The sequence below is a fragment of the Streptomyces sp. NPDC038213 genome (assembly GCF_055600495.1).
Window position 1 is genome coordinate 143270 of sequence record NZ_JBVJYM010000005.1, and the last position, 16654, is coordinate 159923.

General features: G+C 70.8%; 17 protein-coding genes. 10 read left to right on the forward strand and 7 right to left on the reverse strand.

Translation table 11 applies throughout. The annotated features are described in order from the left end of the window. Positions 1–15 precede the first annotated feature (15 nt). Complete coding sequence (locus ACZ7JZ_RS10045; protein ID WP_470935605.1) at positions 16–1521, reverse strand: cytochrome ubiquinol oxidase subunit I; 1506 nt, start codon at positions 1519–1521, stop codon at positions 16–18. Between the two features lie 234 nt (positions 1522–1755). On the opposite strand from ACZ7JZ_RS10045, the gene ACZ7JZ_RS10050 reads away from it, so the two are divergent. Further along, positions 1756–2124: a cyclophilin-like fold protein gene (locus ACZ7JZ_RS10050; protein ID WP_470935608.1), complete on the forward strand. Its 369-nt coding sequence runs from the start codon at positions 1756–1758 to the stop codon at positions 2122–2124. A 40-nt stretch (positions 2125–2164) separates the two neighbouring features. Here the strand turns inward: ACZ7JZ_RS10050 and hisC are convergent, their stop codons facing one another. Continuing rightward, positions 2165–3244, reverse strand: a complete 1080-nt coding sequence (hisC, locus tag ACZ7JZ_RS10055) for a histidinol-phosphate transaminase (protein ID WP_470935611.1) — start codon at positions 3242–3244, stop codon at positions 2165–2167. A gap of 351 nt (positions 3245–3595) precedes the next feature. Here hisC and ACZ7JZ_RS10060 point away from each other — a divergent pair, with 351 nt between their 5' ends. From ACZ7JZ_RS10060 to ACZ7JZ_RS10070, 3 genes are all read left to right on the forward strand, one after another. Continuing rightward, positions 3596–4717, forward strand: a complete 1122-nt coding sequence (locus ACZ7JZ_RS10060) for a LacI family DNA-binding transcriptional regulator (protein WP_470935614.1) — start codon at positions 3596–3598, stop codon at positions 4715–4717. A gap of 151 nt (positions 4718–4868) precedes the next feature. After that, on the forward strand, positions 4869–5990 hold the full coding sequence (locus ACZ7JZ_RS10065; RefSeq protein WP_470935617.1) for a metallophosphoesterase: 1122 nt from the start codon (positions 4869–4871) through the stop codon (positions 5988–5990). A gap of 148 nt (positions 5991–6138) precedes the next feature. Continuing rightward, positions 6139–7005 carry a hypothetical protein gene (locus ACZ7JZ_RS10070; RefSeq protein WP_470935619.1) on the forward strand — a complete coding sequence of 289 codons (867 nt, stop codon included), beginning with the start codon at positions 6139–6141 and terminating at the stop codon, positions 7003–7005. Positions 7006–7109: 104 nt separating this feature from the next. Here the strand turns inward: ACZ7JZ_RS10070 and thiC are convergent, their stop codons facing one another. After that, the gene (thiC, locus tag ACZ7JZ_RS10075; RefSeq protein WP_470935621.1) at positions 7110–8897 is read right to left on the reverse strand and encodes a phosphomethylpyrimidine synthase ThiC; all 1788 of its coding nucleotides are present in this window, start codon (positions 8895–8897) and stop codon (positions 7110–7112) included. Positions 8898–9076: 179 nt separating this feature from the next. On the opposite strand from thiC, the gene ACZ7JZ_RS10080 reads away from it, so the two are divergent. Then, the gene (locus tag ACZ7JZ_RS10080; protein WP_470935623.1) at positions 9077–10522 is read left to right on the forward strand and encodes a YibE/F family protein; all 1446 of its coding nucleotides are present in this window, start codon (positions 9077–9079) and stop codon (positions 10520–10522) included. A gap of 51 nt (positions 10523–10573) precedes the next feature. Here ACZ7JZ_RS10080 and ACZ7JZ_RS10085 read toward each other — a convergent pair whose 3' ends face one another. The 4 genes from ACZ7JZ_RS10085 to ACZ7JZ_RS10100 form a co-directional block, all read right to left on the reverse strand. After that, positions 10574–11023, reverse strand: coding sequence for an SsgA family sporulation/cell division regulator (locus tag ACZ7JZ_RS10085; RefSeq protein WP_470935626.1), 450 nt, complete (start codon positions 11021–11023; stop codon positions 10574–10576). A 97-nt stretch (positions 11024–11120) separates the two neighbouring features. Next, on the reverse strand, positions 11121–11867 hold the full coding sequence (locus tag ACZ7JZ_RS10090; protein WP_470935629.1) for an IclR family transcriptional regulator: 747 nt from the start codon (positions 11865–11867) through the stop codon (positions 11121–11123). Between the two features lie 305 nt (positions 11868–12172). Beyond that, entirely contained in the window at positions 12173–12400 is a 228-nt protein-coding gene (locus ACZ7JZ_RS10095; RefSeq protein WP_470935632.1) for a DUF5326 family protein, read from the reverse strand. Positions 12401–12543: 143 nt separating this feature from the next. Beyond that, positions 12544–12864: a cupin domain-containing protein gene (locus ACZ7JZ_RS10100; RefSeq protein ID WP_470935635.1), complete on the reverse strand. Its 321-nt coding sequence runs from the start codon at positions 12862–12864 to the stop codon at positions 12544–12546. Between the two features lie 89 nt (positions 12865–12953). On the opposite strand from ACZ7JZ_RS10100, the gene ACZ7JZ_RS10105 reads away from it, so the two are divergent. From ACZ7JZ_RS10105 to ACZ7JZ_RS10125, 5 genes are all read left to right on the forward strand, one after another. Next, complete coding sequence (locus ACZ7JZ_RS10105) at positions 12954–13331, forward strand: phage holin family protein (protein WP_470935638.1); 378 nt, start codon at positions 12954–12956, stop codon at positions 13329–13331. A gap of 10 nt (positions 13332–13341) precedes the next feature. Continuing rightward, positions 13342–13827, forward strand: a complete 486-nt coding sequence (locus tag ACZ7JZ_RS10110) for a low molecular weight protein-tyrosine-phosphatase (protein ID WP_470935641.1) — start codon at positions 13342–13344, stop codon at positions 13825–13827. Then, complete coding sequence (locus tag ACZ7JZ_RS10115; protein WP_470935644.1) at positions 13824–14987, forward strand: cystathionine gamma-lyase; 1164 nt, start codon at positions 13824–13826, stop codon at positions 14985–14987. The genes ACZ7JZ_RS10110 and ACZ7JZ_RS10115 overlap by 4 nt, the downstream gene beginning before the upstream one ends. Before the next feature lie 224 nt (positions 14988–15211). Beyond that, positions 15212–16114: a LysR family transcriptional regulator gene (locus ACZ7JZ_RS10120; RefSeq protein ID WP_470935647.1), complete on the forward strand. Its 903-nt coding sequence runs from the start codon at positions 15212–15214 to the stop codon at positions 16112–16114. Between the two features lie 54 nt (positions 16115–16168). Further along, a complete protein-coding gene (locus ACZ7JZ_RS10125; RefSeq protein WP_470935649.1) occupies positions 16169–16648 on the forward strand; it encodes an NUDIX domain-containing protein in 480 nt (159 codons plus the stop codon). The last annotated feature ends 6 nt before the right edge of the window (positions 16649–16654 follow it).

The window sequence follows — 16654 nt, forward strand, 5'->3', positions numbered from 1 at the left end:
TCGCTCTCCTCAGCCTCAGTACGAGAAGGCCATCGGGCGGTCGGCGTCCTTGTCGTCTCCGCCGATGCGGGTGGGCGGGTTCAGATCGGACTCCGTCAGTTCGGGCGGGCCGGCCTTGATGTACTTGACGAGCAGCCTGACCTCGATCACGGCGAGCACGGCGTACAGCAGGGTGAAGCCGATCATCGAGGTGAGCACCTCGGCCTGGGAGACCCCGGGGGAGACCGCGTCGCGGGTGCGCAGGACCCCGTAGACCACCCAGGGCTGACGCCCCATCTCGGTGAAGATCCAGCCCCAGGAGCTGGCGATCAGCGGGAAGCCGATGGTCCACAGGGAGACGAGCCAGTACCACCGGGTGAGCCTGGGGCTCAGCGCCTTCTTGAAGAGGACCAGGTGCGGCACCTCGTCCTCACCGGTCCGCAGCCCCGGCGGGAGCATGAACTTCCTGCGGGTGAGCCACAGGCCCAGGATGCCGAGGGAGAACGAGGCCATGCCGAAGCCGATCATCCACCGGAAGCCCCAGTAGGCGACGGGAATGTTGGGCCGGTAGTCGCCGGGCCCGAACTTCTCCTGCTCGGACTTGTTGACGTCGTTGATGCCGGGGACGAAGGAGTCGAAGTCGTCGTTGGCCAGGAAGGACAGCAGCCCGGGGATCTCTATGGCGACCTTGTTGTGGCCCTCGTCGACATCCCCGTAGGCGAAGACCGAGAAGGGGGCCGAGGTCTCGCCGTCCCACAGGGCCTCGGCGGCGGCCATCTTCATCGGCTGCTGCTTGAACATGACCTTGCCGAGCACGTCGCCGCTGATGGCCGTCAGCAGGCCGGCGATGACGAGGGTGACCAGGCCGAGCCGCAGCGAGGTCCGCATCACCGGCACGTGCTTGCGGCGGGCCAGGTGGAAGGCCGAGATCCCGACCAGGAAGGCGCCGCCGACCAGGAAGGCCGCGCTGATGGTGTGGAAGAACTGGCTCGTCGCCGTGTTCTGGGTCAGGACCAGCCAGAAGTCGGTGAGTTCGGCGCGGCCGCGCTCCGCGTTGATCCGGTAGCCGACCGGGTGCTGCATCCAGGAGTTGGCGGCCAGGATGAAGTACGCGGAGAGGATGGTGCCGATGGAGACCATCCAGATGCAGGCCAGGTGGATCTTCTTCGGCAGCTTGTCCCAGCCGAAGATCCACAGCCCGATGAACGTGGACTCGAAGAAGAAGGCGATCAGGGCCTCGAAGGCGAGGGGCGCCCCGAAGATGTCGCCGACGAACCGCGAGTAGTCGGACCAGTTCATGCCGAACTGGAACTCCTGCACGATGCCCGTCACCACGCCCATGGCGATGTTGATCAGGAACAGCTTGCCCCAGAACTTCGTGGCCTTGAGGTACTTCTCGTTCTCGGTGCGCACCCAGGCGGTCTGCAGGCCGGCGGTGAGCGCGGCCAGGGAGATCGTGAGGGGCACGAAGAGGAAGTGGTAGACGGTGGTGATGCCGAACTGCCATCGCGCCAGCGTCTCAGGCGCCAAAGCTAGGTCCACGTCGTCTTCTCCTTAACCGTCGCCGTGGTCACATCGGCAGTTTGCCTGCTCAATACCCCCCCATACGGGAGGAAGCAGGACACGCTTGTGAACGCGTTCACATTCACAAGCATTATGTCGTACCGGTCTCCAGAGCTTCGAAGCGGGGGGCCCTTAAGGCCGCGCACCCCCGAATCGCAGGCGGGGGCCGCGGGGGGCCTAGCCAAGAAATTCAACATCTTGTTGAATTCGGCCATGCAGATACGACTCTCCTGGCCCGCGGGCCAGCTCACCGCCACCCTCGACGAGACCCCCACCGCCAAGGAGCTCGCCGCGGCGCTGCCGATCGTCTCCACCGCCCACACGTGGGGCGAGGAGGTCTACTTCGACACCGGGGTCTCCGTGGCCCTGGAGCCCGACGCCCGGCAGGTGGTCGAGCCCGGCACCGTGGCCTTCTGGACTGACGGCGACGCCCTCGCCCTCCCGTACGGCCCGACCCCGATATCGCGGGGAGGCGAGAGCCGCCTGGCGAGCCCGTGCAACCTGCTGGGCTCGGTGGACGGCGACCCCCGCCTCCTGGCCACCGTCCGCGACGGCGACCCGATCCGCGTCGAAGCGCTCTGACCCCGGTCTCCGGGGCCCGGCGCCCGCACCGACTCCTGCCCTACTGCTCCTTCAGGAACGTCTCCGCCGTGTGCAGGAAGAGGTCGTTGGCCTCGGTTTCACCGATCGTGACCCGCAGGCCCTCCCCCGGGAACGGCCGGACCACCACACCGGCCTTCTCGCAGGCCGCCGCGAACGCGGCGGTCCGCTCCCCGAGCCGCATCCACACGAAGTTCGCCTGGGTCTCGGGCACCTCCCAGCCCTGGCGGACCAGCGTCTCGTACACCCGCGCGCGCTCCCCGACCAGCGAGCCCACGCGGCCCAGCAGTTCGTCCTCGGCACGCAGCGAGGCCACGGCCGCGTCCTGCGCGAGCTGGCTCACGCCGAAGGGCACCGCCGTCTTGCGCAGCGCCGCCGCCACCGGCTCGTGCGCCACCGCGAAGCCGACCCGCAGGCCGGCCAGCCCGTACGCCTTGGAGAAGGTGCGCAGCACGGCCACGTTCGGACGGGTGCGGTAGAGCTCGATGCCGTCCGGCACCTCCTCGTCGCGGATGAACTCGCGGTACGCCTCGTCCAGGACCACCAGCACGTCCGAGGGCACGCGGTCGAGGAAGCGCTCCAGCTCCGCCCGGCGCACGACGGTGCCCGTCGGGTTGTTGGGGTTGCAGACGAAGATCAGCCGGGTCCGGTCCGTGATCGCCGCGGCCATCGCGTCCAGGTCGTGCACGTCGCCCGCGGTCAGCGGGACCTGCACCGGGGTGGCCCCCGCGATCTGCGTGATGATCGGGTACGCCTCGAAGGAGCGCCAGGCGTACATGACCTCGTCGCCCGGACCGGCCGTCGACTGGATCAGCGACTGGGCCACGCCCACCGAGCCGGTGCCCGTGGCCACGTGCTCGACCGGGACGCCGAAGCGGTCCGCGAGCTCGTTCACGAGCCCGGTGCAGGCCATGTCGGGGTAGCGGTTGAAGTTCCCGGCCGCGGCCACGGCACTCTCCAGCACGCCCGGCAGCGGCGGGTACGGGTTCTCGTTGGAGGACAGCTTGTACGCCACCGGGCCCCCCGCCGCGGCGGGCTTCCCCGGCTTGTACGTGGGGATGCCGTCCAGCGCAGCACGCAGCTTCGGGGTCTTCTCGCTCACCGCAGGTCCTCCTCGACCGTCCCGTACAACTCAATACTGCTCACCATATGAGGATTCCGCCGTCCCGAGAACGGTGGGAGTGAGGAATCACGGGGGGCGCATGCATATATGCACGCGCCGGTGGCTCGCGCCGTGGCGCGCATCACCCGTGAAGGTGAGTTGAAGCCACTCCGGTAGAGGGCCACCTTGGCATGCCCGTACCGATCGACAAGCGGCATCCAGGGCCATACACCCATATCAACCTTCATTTGCAAGGTCATTGGGGGTGGCGAACCGTGCAGAAACGTGCCTGTCAACGACTGCATATGCATACGGACCACACCGCCTCGCGAGCCCTACTATCGGCTCGCCATGACAGCAGCAGGGAAGCATCAGGTGAGCCGGACGGAGACTCCCCGGCGGGCCGGCCGGCAAGGACGGGCCGGCATCAGAGACGTGGCCGCGGCGGCCGGCGTCTCCATCACGACCGTGTCGGACGCGCTCAATGGCAAGGGCAGGCTGCCCGACGCCACCCGACGGCACGTGCGCGAAGTGGCCGACCGGCTCGGTTACCGCCCCTCCGCCGCAGCCAGGACCCTCCGTACCGGCAAATCGGGCCTCATCGGCCTGACCGTCACGACGTATGGGGATGAACCTTTCACCTTCACCGAGTTCGCGTACTTCGCCGAGATGGCCCGGGCCGCCACCTCCGCCGCGCTGGCCCGCGGCTACGCCCTGGTCATCCTCCCCGCCACCTCCCGCCGCAGCCCGGCCGACGTCTGGTCCAACGTCGCCCTGGACGGCACCGTCGTCATCGACCCCTCCGACCACGACCCCGTCGTCACCGAACTGGTCCGCCAGGGACTCCCGGTCGTCTCCGACGGCCGCCCGGCCGGCTCCCTCCCCGTCACCGCCTGGGTCGACAACGACCACGAGGCAGCCGTACTCGACCTGCTCGACCACCTCGCCGCCGCCGGCGCCCGCCGGATCGGCCTCCTCACGGGCACCACCACCGACACCTACACCCGGCTCTCCACCACCGCGTACCTCAACTGGTGCAAGCGCGTGGGCCAGGACCCCGTCTACGAGTCCTACCCCGCCCACGACCCCTGCGCCGGAGCGGTCGCCGCCGACCGCCTGCTCGCCCGCCCCGACCGCCCCGACGCCGTGTACGGGCTCTTCGACCCCAACGGCACCGACCTCCTCGCCGCCGCCCGCCGCTACGGGCTGCGCGTCCCCGACGACCTGCTGCTGGTCTGCTGCAGCGAGTCCACCGTCTACGCCAGCACCGAACCCCCGATCACCACGCTCTCGCTCAAGCCACGCCGCATCGGAACCGCCGTGGTCCAGCTCCTCATCGACGCCATCGAGGGAGTGGACACCGGGCGCCCGGTCGAGCAGGTGATACCGACCGAACTGATCGTCCGCACCTCCTCCCAGCGCCGCACACCGCGCACCACGGTCAGCCCGCCGCGCTCCCCGTCCCAGGACTGAATCCGATCATTTCGGGAGAAAACCAGGAGAACAGCCCAGCCCGAAACGGTTCCGTCCAGGATTCACCACCCCTGGTGCGTCACAGAGCGCGAGCCGCATTCCTATGATGGGCGCACGACATCACGGACCCTCCGGCCAGGAGGGTCCGCGGATGTGCGGCAGCGCGACGGTGGTGGAGGGGTCGATGACTCAGGGGGCCGGTCAGGGACCCGCGGAGCGGACGGAGACGCTGCGGGACTTCCGCGTTCCCGAGGCCGCGGCGTACACCGAAGCCGCTCCCTACGCCCCACCCGTCACGGGCCGGTTCGGCGAGCCCGACCACCCCGGCCCGTACGGGGACCCCGAGGCGGAGCCCGACGGCTACACCCCCACCCGCCGCGACCTCCCCGTCATAGGGGCACGCGCCGGCGACACCGTCCAGGTGCAGTACGTCCCCGGCGACCGCCCCGGCAGCGGCCCCCTCTACGTGGTCGGCGACGTCCACGGCTACCTCGACGAACTCCTCGCCGAACTGCGCGCCCAGGCCCTCATCGACGCCGACGGCCACTGGTCCGCGGGCAACGCCCGGCTCTGGTTCCTCGGCGACTTCACCGACCGCGGCCCCGACGGCATCGGCGTCATCGACCTCGTCATGCGCCTGTCCGCCGAGGCAGCCGCCTCCGGGGGCTACTGCAAGGCCCTCATGGGCAACCACGAACTGCTCCTCATCGGCGCCAAGCGCTTCGGCGACACCCCCGTCTCCTCCGGCGCCGGCACCGCCACCTTCCAGGCCGCCTGGCTGCTCAACGGCGGCCAGCGCACCGACATGGAGCGCCTGGAGGACGTGCACCTCCAGTGGATGTCCCGACTGGACGCGGCCGCCCTGGAGGACGGGCACCTGCTCCTGCACTCCGACACCACGGCCTACCTGGACTACGGCGACTCCATCGAAGGCGTCAACGACAAGGTCCACGAGCTGCTGAACCAGCACGACGCGAACACCACCTGGGACCTCTTCCGCAAGTTCACCAAGCGCTTCGCCTTCCGCGACGAGGAGTCCGGCCCGGCGGCCGCCCGCGAACTGCTCGACACCTACGGCGGCGGCCGCATCGTCCACGGCCACAGCCCCATCCCGTACCTGCTCGGCGAGGTGGGCGCCGAGGACGGCGACGGCGAGGAGGGCCCGGCCGTCGAGGGCCCGCACGTGTACGCCGACGGACTCGTGGTCGCCATGGACGGCGGCGTGACGATGGCCGGAAAACTCCTGGTCCAACAACTGCCGCTGAGCGACTGAGCGTTCACGGTCCGGGGTATTTCCGGAAAGGCCCTGTCACCGTACGGCCCCGTCGCTCTACCATCGCACTATCCGTAGCAGGCTCTCCTCCGTTTCCGCCGCTTGTCCGGATCTACGCGGGCACAACGGCCCGACGGAGCATCGGGGGATGCACATGACCAGCGCTCCGCACCTGCTGAACGAGGACCGGCCGGAGTTCGGGCGCCTCCTCGACGAGGCATTGCGCACGGCTCACGACCGGCCGGAACTCTCCGCGGTCGGCGAGCGGCTCAATGCCGAACAGCTGCGCACCATGGCACTGAACGCCACCGTGCTGCTGGCCGCCGCCGCGGCCGCCGAGTACGAGCATTATGTGAAGGTACGAGAAGAAGTACGCGACGAGATCGCGTCCACGCCCACCACGCGCGCCCTCGGCGAGGACGAGGACGGCGGCGCGGGCGCCGGGGCGGTCGTGGCCGTCCTCGCGCCCTTCCTGGCCGGTACGGCCATGCTGATCTTCCTGCTGGTCGGCTACTTCCTGAAGATGCTCGACCCGGAACCCGTCATCGCGGACACCATGCTGAAGGTGGGCTGGCTCTTCGGGGCGCTGACCGCCGCCGCGATCCTCTTCGCCGCCGTAGGACTGCTCGTGACGGCCGTGCGCAACGGCTCCACGGAGGTCGCCGCGGACGAGACCGAGGCCGTGCCCGACGAGGTCTCGCGCGCCCGCGAGGCGTGGCGCCACGCCCTGCTGGAGCGGGGCATCCTGCCCTTCCTGCGCGAGGCCCTCGCCGATCCGAGCGCGGACCCGGCGGCGAGCACCCCGCGCCGGCCGGTGGGCCGGATCCCCCAGCTGGGGTACGGACGGCCGGACTTCACCAGCCCGGGCGGGTCCCCGGAGGGCCCGCGGCCCGGATTCAGCAGCCCGGACTTCACCAGCCCCGACTTCGGCGGCCCGGAGGACCGGCCGGACCTCCCGGGCCCCGGCCGGACGGCCGGCGAAGGCGAAGGCACCGACACCGGCGGCCGCGGCTAGGCCGTCTCTTCCGGATCGTGGCGGGTCCGCACCCCCGTCCGCCCGACCCGCGGCTCCCCCCTCAGGGTCGCGGGTCGGGCAGGTCGGTGCCCGCTCGGCCGGGGCTACTCGGCGAGCGGGAGGTACACGCGGTTGCCGGAGGCCGCGAACTCCGCCGACTTCTCCGCCATCCCGGCCTGGATCTCCTCCGCCTTCAGGTCCCCGCCGTGCTCGCGGCGGATGTCCTGGGAGATCTTCATCGAGCAGAACTTGGGACCGCACATGGAGCAGAAGTGCGCGGTCTTGGCGGGCTCGGCCGGCAGGGTCTCGTCGTGGAACTCGCGGGCCGTGTCCGGATCGAGTGCCAGGTTGAACTGGTCCTCCCAGCGGAACTCGAACCGCGCGTCCGACAGCGCGTCGTCCCACTCCTGCGCGCCCGGGTGGCCCTTGGCCAGGTCGGCCGCGTGCGCCGCGATCTTGTACGTGATGACGCCGGTCTTCACGTCGTCGCGGTTGGGCAGGCCCAGGTGCTCCTTGGGCGTGACGTAGCAGAGCATCGCCGTACCCCACCAGGCGATCATCGCGGCGCCGATGCCCGAGGTGATGTGGTCGTACGCCGGGGCGACGTCCGTGGTCAGCGGGCCGAGGGTGTAGAACGGCGCCTCCTCGCAGATCTCCTGCTGGAGGTCGATGTTCTCCTTGATCTTGTGCATCGGGACGTGGCCCGGGCCCTCGATCATGGTCTGCACGTGGTGCCGCTTGGCGATGGTGTTGAGCTCGCCCAGGGTCTTCAGCTCGGCGAACTGCGCGGCGTCGTTGGCGTCCGCGATGGAGCCGGGGCGCAGGCCGTCGCCGAGCGAGTACGTGACGTCGTACGCCGCGAGGATCTCGCAGAGCTCCTCGAAGTTCGTGTAGAGGAAGTTCTCCTTGTGGTGCGCGAGGCACCAGGCGGCCATGATCGAACCGCCGCGGGAGACGATGCCGGTCTTGCGGCGTGCGGTCAGCGGGACGTACGGCAGGAGCACGCCGGCGTGGACGGTCATGTAGTCCACGCCCTGCTCGGCCTGCTCGATGACCGTGTCCTTGTAGATCTCCCAGGTCAGGTCCTCGGCTCGGCCGTCGACCTTCTCCAGGGCCTGGTACAGCGGCACGGTGCCGATCGGGACCGGGGAGTTGCGCAGCACCCACTCGCGGGTGGTGTGGATGTTGCGGCCGGTGGAGAGGTCCATGACCGTGTCGGCGCCCCACTGGGTCGCCCAGGTCATCTTGTCGACCTCCTCCTCGATGGAGGAGGTGACGGCGGAGTTGCCGATGTTGGCGTTGACCTTCACCAGGAACTTCTTGCCGATGATCATCGGCTCGATCTCCGGGTGGTTCACGTTCGCCGGGAGCACCGCGCGGCCGGCGGCGATCTCCTCGCGGACGACCTCCGGGGAGACGTTCTCGCGGATCGCGACGTACTCCATCTCCGGGGTGATCTCGCCGCGCCGGGCGTACGCGAGCTGGGTGACGGCCTGGCCGCCGCGGCCGCGGCGGGGCAGCCGCGGGCGGCCCGGGAAGACCGCGTCCAGGTTCTTGAGGCCGCCGCGCGGGGAGGTGTGCTTGATGCCGTCGTCCTCGGGGCGGACGGGGCGGCCCGCGTACTCCTCGGTGTCCCCGCGGCCGATGATCCAGTTCTCGCGCAGCGGCGGCAGGCCGCGGCGCACGTCGGTCTCGATCTGGGGGTCGGTGTACGGACCGGACGTGTCGTAGAGCGTCACGTCCTTGCCGTTGGTGAGGTGGACCTGGCGGACCGGCACGCGGATGTCGGGGCGGGTGCCCGCGACGTACCCCTTGTGCCAGCCCGGCTTGCGCTCTTCCCCGCCGTCGCTGTTCTGGCTGACGGCAGGCGTGCGTGCGTCCTGAATGGTCATGAGACCTATCTCCCTACGCCGGCATTACCCGGTAACAGGTTCGGCGGTCGGCGCAGCCTCCTCCCGTACCCGTCTCTCGACGCGCGTACGGTGATCAGCGCCCTCTCAGCCCGGTGCTCCGAGCTCCCGCGTTGTGCAAAGGTGCCACCACGCTAGCGGCATGTGTGGCGTGCTGAACAGTGGGGTCCCTCATCTCTTGCGATGATCAGGTGGTGACCACCTCGCCACAGCCTCCCCCAGAGCACTCCGACCACTCCGGTCAGCCCGAAAACTCTGTGCACTCCGCCCACGGCGGTCATGGCAGTCATGGCGGCCACGGGGGTCACGGCAGTCACGGAGGGCACGGCCACTCGCACAGCCACGGCCCGGCCGCCCCGGTCTCCCTGCACCTGCGCAAGGTCATCGCCGCGGTGCTCATCCCCTTCGCCACCGCCGTGCTCGTCGGACTCGTGGTGCTCTGGCCGGACAGCGGTACGGCGCACGAGCGCACCGGCGTCGGCTTCGACCGCCAGACCCAGCAGGGCGCGGTCACCGCGCTGGTGAAGGTGGACTGCAAGGACGTGAACGCGGCCCAGGTGCCCGTCACCGGGGACCCGGCCACGCCGGAGGGGCGCGAGGCGGCCCGGCAGCAGCAGGGGCAGTGCGGGAAGGCCACCATCGAGGTGACCACGGGCCCCGACTCCGGCCGGACCTTCACCGAGATCGTGCAGCCGGGCGCACCGCGGCAGTTGGAGCAGGGGCAGGAGGTGGTCGTGGCGTACGCGCCCGACGCCCCGCGCGATCTGCAGTACTCCGTGATCGACCTGAACCGGAAGCTCCCGCTGGCGCTGCTGGCGGGCATCTTCGCGGTGGCGGTGGTGCTGGTGGGGCGGCTGCGCGGGCTGACGGCGCTGATCGCGCTGGCCGTGAGCTTCGGGGTGCTGACGCTCTTCGTGCTGCCCGCGATCCTGGAGGGCTCGAACCCGCTGGTGGTGGCGGTGGTCGGGGCCAGCGCCATCATGCTGATCGCGCTCTACATGTGCCACGGGCTCTCGGCGCGCACCTCGGTCGCCGTGCTGGGCACCCTGGTGTCGCTGCTGCTGATCGGGGTGCTCGGCTCCCTGTTCATCGACTGGGCGTTCCTGAGCGGGAACACCGACGACAACACGGGCCTGATCCACGGCCTGTACCCCGAGATCGACATGAGCGGCCTGCTGCTCGCAGGTGTGATCATCGGATCCCTGGGCGTACTCGACGACGTGACGGTCACCCAGACCTCGGCGGTCTGGGAACTCCACCAGGCCGACCCCTCGATGGGCCCGCGGGCCCTGTACCGGGCGGGCATCCGGATCGGCCGGGACCATATCGCCTCGGTGGTGAACACCCTGGTGCTGGCCTACGCGGGTGCGGCGCTCCCGCTGCTGCTGCTGTTCTCGATCGCGCAGAGCAGCGTGGGCACGGTCGCCAACAGCGAGCTGGTCGCGGAGGAGATCGTACGGACGCTCGTGGGGTCGATCGGGCTCGTGGCCTCGGTGCCCGTGACCACCGCGCTCGCCGCGCTCGTGGTCTCGGCGGACCGGCCCGCGGCCCCGGGGGCGGCACCGGCGGGGCCGGTCCGCGGCCGGGGCCGCCGCCGCAAGCGCTGAGACACGGGTGCCGGGTCGCGGGCCGTCGGGGCGGGCCCGGAACCGGAAGCCTCATCCGGCGTTCTGCTCGTTGTGCCGGCTGCCCGCCAGGATCTTGTCCAGCGCCTCTTCGAGGTTCTGCTCGAAATCGCCGAGGTTGCGCTCCTGACCGAGCGGGACCAGCCGGTCCGTCCGGTCGAGGAAGGCGACCAGGGGCGCGGCGCTCGCCCGGAACAACGCCCGGTCCCCGCCGACCTGGAGGCGGATGTGGACGTCCGACAGCTCCTCGGGATCGGTGGGGGCGATGTGCACATCGCCGTCACCACACGGCTTGTTGATGCCGTCGAGGAGCAACTCCCGCCCGAACGCCCAGGTCACGGGCGCATCTCCGGGGAGGTGGAAGGTCAGGCGGACCGCATAAGGGTCGCGCGCCTCGTACCGGAGCTCCACCGGGATACGGAACGACAGCTCCTCGGAGACGAGGAAACTCATCATCACTTCTGCCTGTACGGACTCGCGCATGCCTACCCCGCTGTCAGTGGAAGTGGCCAGGAATGAACCCCCAGGGCCCTCTTGACAATCGTGGTGGAAGCGCTAACAGATCACAAGGAGTGAGTTTTCAGATACTGATAGAGAAGGAGAGGGTGCTCAACAGCGCGCCTACTTCACTCCGTAGTCGATCGACTGCATAGAGCAACCGGTCCTGTTGGTGCAGGGGGAGGGAAATGGCCATGGTCGCCGCCGCGTCGCCGGCGGTGATCGGGATGGCCGCGCAGACCGTTCCGAGCGCGTACTCCTGCCGCTCGACGACCGGTTGCATCCGCTCCACCGAGGCGATGCGCTGTTCGAGGGCCCTCAAGTCGCGGACGGTGTACGGGGTGATGCCCCCGACGGGGTGGCGGTCGTAGTGGTCCCGCCGGGCCCTCTCGTCGAGTTGGCTGAGCAGGCACTGCCCGATGGCGTGGGCGTGGCCGGTCGCGCGGAAGTCGGCCCACTCCGCGACCGCGGGGGCCTGGGGGCTGTCCGAGACGCCCACGACCTCGATCTCCCCCTCGCGGTAGACCGCGAAGTAGACGGGCGCGCCGACCACGTCCCGGAAGTGGGACAGGGATTCGATGATCATGCTGCGACGTTTCTGCTGGAGCCCGCCCCCTGCGAGCCGCTCAGCCGCCTCCCCGAGGACGAACACCCCGCTCTCCCGCCGCAGATAGCCCTCGTGGGTGAGGGTCCGCAGCAGGTGGTAGGCGGTGGGGAGGGGCATTCCGGCCTCGCGCGCCAGCTGTTTCGCCGGGGCTCCCCCGCTGTGCGCACCGGCGGCTTCGAGCAGCCGCAGGGCCCGCTGCACCGAACCGATCAGCGTCGGCACGGCGGCGTTGTCAACCGACGGCAAGGCTCACCCCCAGGCGTGGCGGCGGGCCATCGGGGGGACCCGCCCGCGGGGCCGCCCCCGCACCGGACCGCACCGCCCGGGGGCGCGGTGGTTCCCGCACTCCGAGGGTGCGGGCCGTACGCCGGTGACAGCGCCCAGGGGGCGACACAGATTGCCACTGTATCTGCCGATTACCCCGGCAAGGGGGGTTTGGTACGCCCTGGTCCCCCGCCCGGGTTAACCGGCGAAGGGGCGGCCCGGCCGGTGCCGGGGCCGACGGCCCCGGCCGTTGCCCGGGGCTCCTACCAGTCGTTCTGCGAGGCCTTGGCCTTCCCGCCGCCGCACAGCTTCACCAGGTACACCAGACCGCCGACGAGCGCCGCGAACAGCAGGACGTTGAAGGCGAAGCCGATGAGCGAGCTGAGGAGGGAGGTGATCACCCCGCCGAAGACGAAAAGCGCGATCAGCGGGATGCCGACCCACTTCACCCACCAGGGCATACCTGCGATTGTCTCCCGGATGCCGTCCATTTCCGCTACCTCTGCCTCTTCCGGTTCTCTTTCTTCCTGCCTTCGAGGCTAGGAGGGCGAAGGGCGGCGCGGGGCTTCCGAAGCCCCCGGACTCCCCTGAACCGGCCCCTAGGGGAATAGGGCGCACGGACGGCTCCCGACCCTTAGGAGCCCTCCGGCGGAGAGAACACCACGAGGACCTTCAGGTCCTCCGAAATGTGGTGGAACCTGTGCGGCACCCCGGCCGGCACGTAGACCACGCTGCCGCGCGCCACGGTGGTCGTCTCCTCCCCGACCGTGATGGCCGCACGCCCGCTGACCACGAAGTACACCTCGTCCTGCCGGTGCGGCTGCTGGGGATCGCTCTGCCCGGCATCCAGGGCGTACAGCCCCACCGACATGTTCCGCTCCTTCAGGAACTGGAGGTACGCCCCTTCGTTCGCGGCGCGCTCCGCCTCCAGTTCGTCCAGCCGGAATGCCTTCATCGCTGCTGCTGCCCCTTGCGCTCTCTCGTGCCTGACATCCGCTCTGCAGCCGATGCCGCACCTGGATCTTCTCTGCCACGATCAGACACATGACGAATTTCGTAGTCAAGACGCTCGCGAATGCCGTGGCACTCGCCGCCACCCTGCTCCTACCCAAGATCACTCTCGGCGAGGACGGGGGGTTCGGCCGCCAGGCCCTCAGCCTCATTCTCGTGGCCCTGGTCTTCGGCGTGGTGAACTTCCTCGTCAAGCCCGTGGTGAAGCTGCTCTCCCTGCCGCTGTTCATCCTGACCCTGGGCCTCTTCACCCTGGTGGTCAACGCCCTGATGCTGCTGCTGACCTCGTGGATCTCGGACAAGCTCGACCTGACCTTCCACGTGGAGGGCTTCTGGACCGCCGTGGTGGGCGGCCTCATCATCAGCATCGTCTCCTGGGCCCTCAACCTGGTCCTCCCGGACAAGAGCTGAGCGGCGGCCCATGTACCGCGTCTGCTTCGTCTGCACGGGCAACATATGCCGCTCCCCGATGGCCGAGGCCGTCTTCCGCGCCCAGGTCGCGGAGGCGGGCCTCGCCCCGGAGGTGGAGGTCGACAGCGCCGGCACCGGCGGCTGGCACGAAGGGGACGGCGCCGATCCGCGCACCGTCTCCGTACTGGAAGGGGCCGGGTACGCACAGGACCACCGGGCCCGGCAGTTCCGCAGCTCCTGGTTCGGGGACCTGGACCTGGTGATCGCCCTGGACGCCGGGCACCTGGAGGAGCTGCGCGCCCTCGCCCCGACCCCCGGGGACGCGGCGAAGGTCCGGCTGCTGCGCTCGTACGACCCGGCGGCCGACGGGGACGACGTACCCGACCCGTACTACGGAGGGCGGGACGGGTTCGAGGAGTGCCTGGAGATGGTGGAGGCGGCCGGTCCGGGCCTGCTCGCCGCCGTCCGGGCCGCACTGGCGGAGGAGCGCGTATGACCGGCTACCGCGGGACCGAAGAAGAGCGGCTCGGCGAGGGCACCCGGGCGGTGCGCGCCGGACTGCCCGAGCCCGTCAAGAACGAACCGCCCCTGCCCGGCCCCGTCTTCGCCGCCCACTACCACCTGCCCGGGGAGGTGGCGGGCCCGTACACCTACGGGCGCGACACCAACCCGACCTGGACCCGCCTGGAGCAGGCCATCGGCGAGCTGGAGGCCCCCGGGCACCCGGACGCCGAGACCGTGGTCTTCGCCTCCGGCATGGCCGCGGTCTCCGCCGTGCTCCTCTCGCAGGCGCGCTCCGGGGACACCGTCGTCCTCCCCGACGACGGCTACCAGGCCCTGCCGCTGGTCCGCGAGCAGCTGGAGGCCTACGGGATCCGCGTACGCACCGCCCCGACCGCCGGGGACGCCCAGCTGGCCGCCCTCGACGGGGCCCGGCTGCTGTGGCTCGAAACCCCCTCCAATCCGGGGCTCGACGTCTGCGACATCCGGCGGCTGGCCGGTGCCGCCCGCGCCGGCGGCACCCTCGTCGCCGTGGACAACACCCTCGCCACCCCGCTCGGCCAGCGGCCGCTGGAGCTCGGCGCCGATTTCGCCGTGGCCAGCGGCACCAAGGCGCTGACCGGCCACGGCGACGTCCTGCTCGGGTACGTCGTGTGCCGCACCCCCGAACTCGCCGCCGGGGTCCGGCGCTGGCGCAAGATCGTCGGGGCCATCCCCGGCCCCATGGAGGCCTGGCTCGCGCACCGCTCCCTGGCCACCATCGAGCTGCGCACCCGGCGCCAGTGCGCCAACGCCCTCGCCGTCGCCCGGGCCCTGGCCGGCCGGGACGAGGTCTCCGGGCTGCGCTACCCGGGGCTGCCGGAGGACCCCTCCCACGCCGTCGCGGTCCGCCAGATGCGGGCGTTCGGCGGGGTGGTCTCGTTCACGCTGCCCGACCGCGGGCACGCCGAACGGTTCCTGGGGGCGCTGCGGCTCGTCGAGGACGCCACCAGTTTCGGCGGGGTCCGGTCCACTGCGGAGCGGCGCGGCCGGTGGGGCGGGGACGCCGTACCGGAGGGCTTCATCCGCTTCTCGGCGGGCGCGGAGGACACCGGGGACCTGGTCGCCGACCTGCTCCAGGCCCTGGTCAGAGCCTCGGAACCGATGGCGGACTAGGAGTGCGTGGCCCTGTGGCGTAGGGCCGCTACGCGCAACGGACGGTCCGAGCCTCCCCCCTCATGGCTCGGACCGTCCCGGGTTCTGCGCGCGAAGAACCACGCGGTCAAGGCTAGTTGACTCTGCGTCAGAGTCCAATCACAGGAACGACAGCGACCTATCGACATATTTATAGTGGGACCCCGGTCACGACCCGATCACCCACAGTGCAGAGAGGGGCAGCCGTGGACCTGGCCCTGCTGCGCACCTTCGTCGCCGTCCACCGCGCGGGTTCCTTCACCCGCGCCGCCGCCCTGCTCGGGCTCTCCCAGCCCGCCGTCACCTCCCAGATCCGCACGCTCGAACGGCAGCTGGGACGGCCCCTGTTCCTGCGCCGGGCCCGCGGGGTGACCCCCACCCCCGTCGGGGACGAACTGGCCCACCAGGCCGCCCCCCACCTCGACGCCCTCCAGGAGATAGCCGAGCGCGGCCGGGAGAGCGGACCGGGCTTACGCACCCTGCACCTGGCCGGACCCCCCGAGTTCCTCAGCCTGCGCGTGCTGCCCGCCCTCACCCCGCTCATCGGCCAGGGCCACATGCTGCGCACCTCCCTGCCCGCCGACCCCGGCGAGGCCCTGGAGGGCCTCGCGGCCGGCCACCACGACCTGGTGGTCACCACGGCCCGGCCGCGCGGGGAGCTGTTCTCCGCCACCACCCTGTGCGACGAGGAGCACGTGCTCGTCGCCGCCCCGTACTGGGCCGCCCTCGTCGGCTCCCGCAGCCTCGGCGAGCACGGACCGGCCGCCCTGCACGGCGTACCGGTGGTCGAGGCCCACGAATCGCTGCCGCTCGTCTCCCGCTACTGGACCGAGGTCTTCGGCGCCCCGCCCGCGCCCTCGGTGACCGCCTCGGCCGTCCTGCCGGACCTGCGGGCCGTCGCCGAATGCGTCGCGGCGGGCGGCGGGCTGGCCGTCCTGCCCCGGTACCTGTGCGGAGACCTGCTGCGGCAGGGCCGGATCGTGGCCCTGCTCGACCCGCCCGTACCGCCCCTGCGGACGTACGTCCTGGCCGTCCGCACCGGCACCCTCGCCCTGCCCCACCTGGCCCGGGCGCACGACCTGCTGCTCCGGGCCGCCGCCGCGTGGTGAGGACTGTCCCGGCCGGCGCGTTTCAGAAGGCCGGTGCCGGGCCACTCTTCTCCCATGACCGAACGTCCCGTGGTCAAACGCACCGCCCGCGCCATCCTGCTCGACGGTGACGACCTCATCCTCATCAAACGGACCAAGCCCGGCGTCGATCCGTACTGGCTCACCCCCGGCGGGGGAGTGGAGCCGGAGGACGCCACGGTCGTCGACGCCCTGCACCGCGAGGTGCACGAGGAGCTCGGCGCCAAGATCACCGACGTGGTGCCCTGCTTCGTCGACACGGTCGAGCACATCGCCGAGCGCGGGGTGACGGGCGTGAAGGTGCAGCACTTCTTCGTCTGCCGGCTCGCCTCGATGAACCCCGACCTGCGGCACGGCCCCGAGATCGACGAGCCCACCGGCGAGTACGAGATCGTCCGCGTGCCCTTCAGCCGGGTCGGGATCGCCGCCGTCCACCTCGTGCCGCTGTCCCTGCGGCACTACCTGGACGGGAACATCGAGGGCGTGCGCGCCATGCACGCCCACGACCTGGGCTGAGCCCGG

What these genes read in the sequence shown, in the direction of transcription:
- ACZ7JZ_RS10115 (WP_470935644.1), top strand. Translation starts at nt 13,824, where the DNA reads ATGACCGGCTACCGCGGGACCGAAGAAGAGCGGCTCGGCGAGGGCACC.
- ACZ7JZ_RS10050 (WP_470935608.1), top strand. Translation starts at nt 1,756, where the DNA reads ATGCAGATACGACTCTCCTGGCCCGCGGGCCAGCTCACCGCCACCCTC.
- thiC (WP_470935621.1), bottom strand. Translation starts at nt 8,897, where the DNA reads ATGACCATTCAGGACGCACGCACGCCTGCCGTCAGCCAGAACAGCGAC.
- ACZ7JZ_RS10085 (WP_470935626.1), bottom strand. Translation starts at nt 11,023, where the DNA reads ATGCGCGAGTCCGTACAGGCAGAAGTGATGATGAGTTTCCTCGTCTCC.
- ACZ7JZ_RS10125 (WP_470935649.1), top strand. Translation starts at nt 16,169, where the DNA reads ATGACCGAACGTCCCGTGGTCAAACGCACCGCCCGCGCCATCCTGCTC.
- ACZ7JZ_RS10070 (WP_470935619.1), top strand. Translation starts at nt 6,139, where the DNA reads ATGCACATGACCAGCGCTCCGCACCTGCTGAACGAGGACCGGCCGGAG.
- ACZ7JZ_RS10110 (WP_470935641.1), top strand. Translation starts at nt 13,342, where the DNA reads ATGTACCGCGTCTGCTTCGTCTGCACGGGCAACATATGCCGCTCCCCG.
- ACZ7JZ_RS10095 (WP_470935632.1), bottom strand. Translation starts at nt 12,400, where the DNA reads ATGGACGGCATCCGGGAGACAATCGCAGGTATGCCCTGGTGGGTGAAG.
- ACZ7JZ_RS10060 (WP_470935614.1), top strand. Translation starts at nt 3,596, where the DNA reads ATGACAGCAGCAGGGAAGCATCAGGTGAGCCGGACGGAGACTCCCCGG.
- ACZ7JZ_RS10065 (WP_470935617.1), top strand. Translation starts at nt 4,869, where the DNA reads ATGTGCGGCAGCGCGACGGTGGTGGAGGGGTCGATGACTCAGGGGGCC.
- ACZ7JZ_RS10105 (WP_470935638.1), top strand. Translation starts at nt 12,954, where the DNA reads ATGACGAATTTCGTAGTCAAGACGCTCGCGAATGCCGTGGCACTCGCC.
- ACZ7JZ_RS10100 (WP_470935635.1), bottom strand. Translation starts at nt 12,864, where the DNA reads ATGAAGGCATTCCGGCTGGACGAACTGGAGGCGGAGCGCGCCGCGAAC.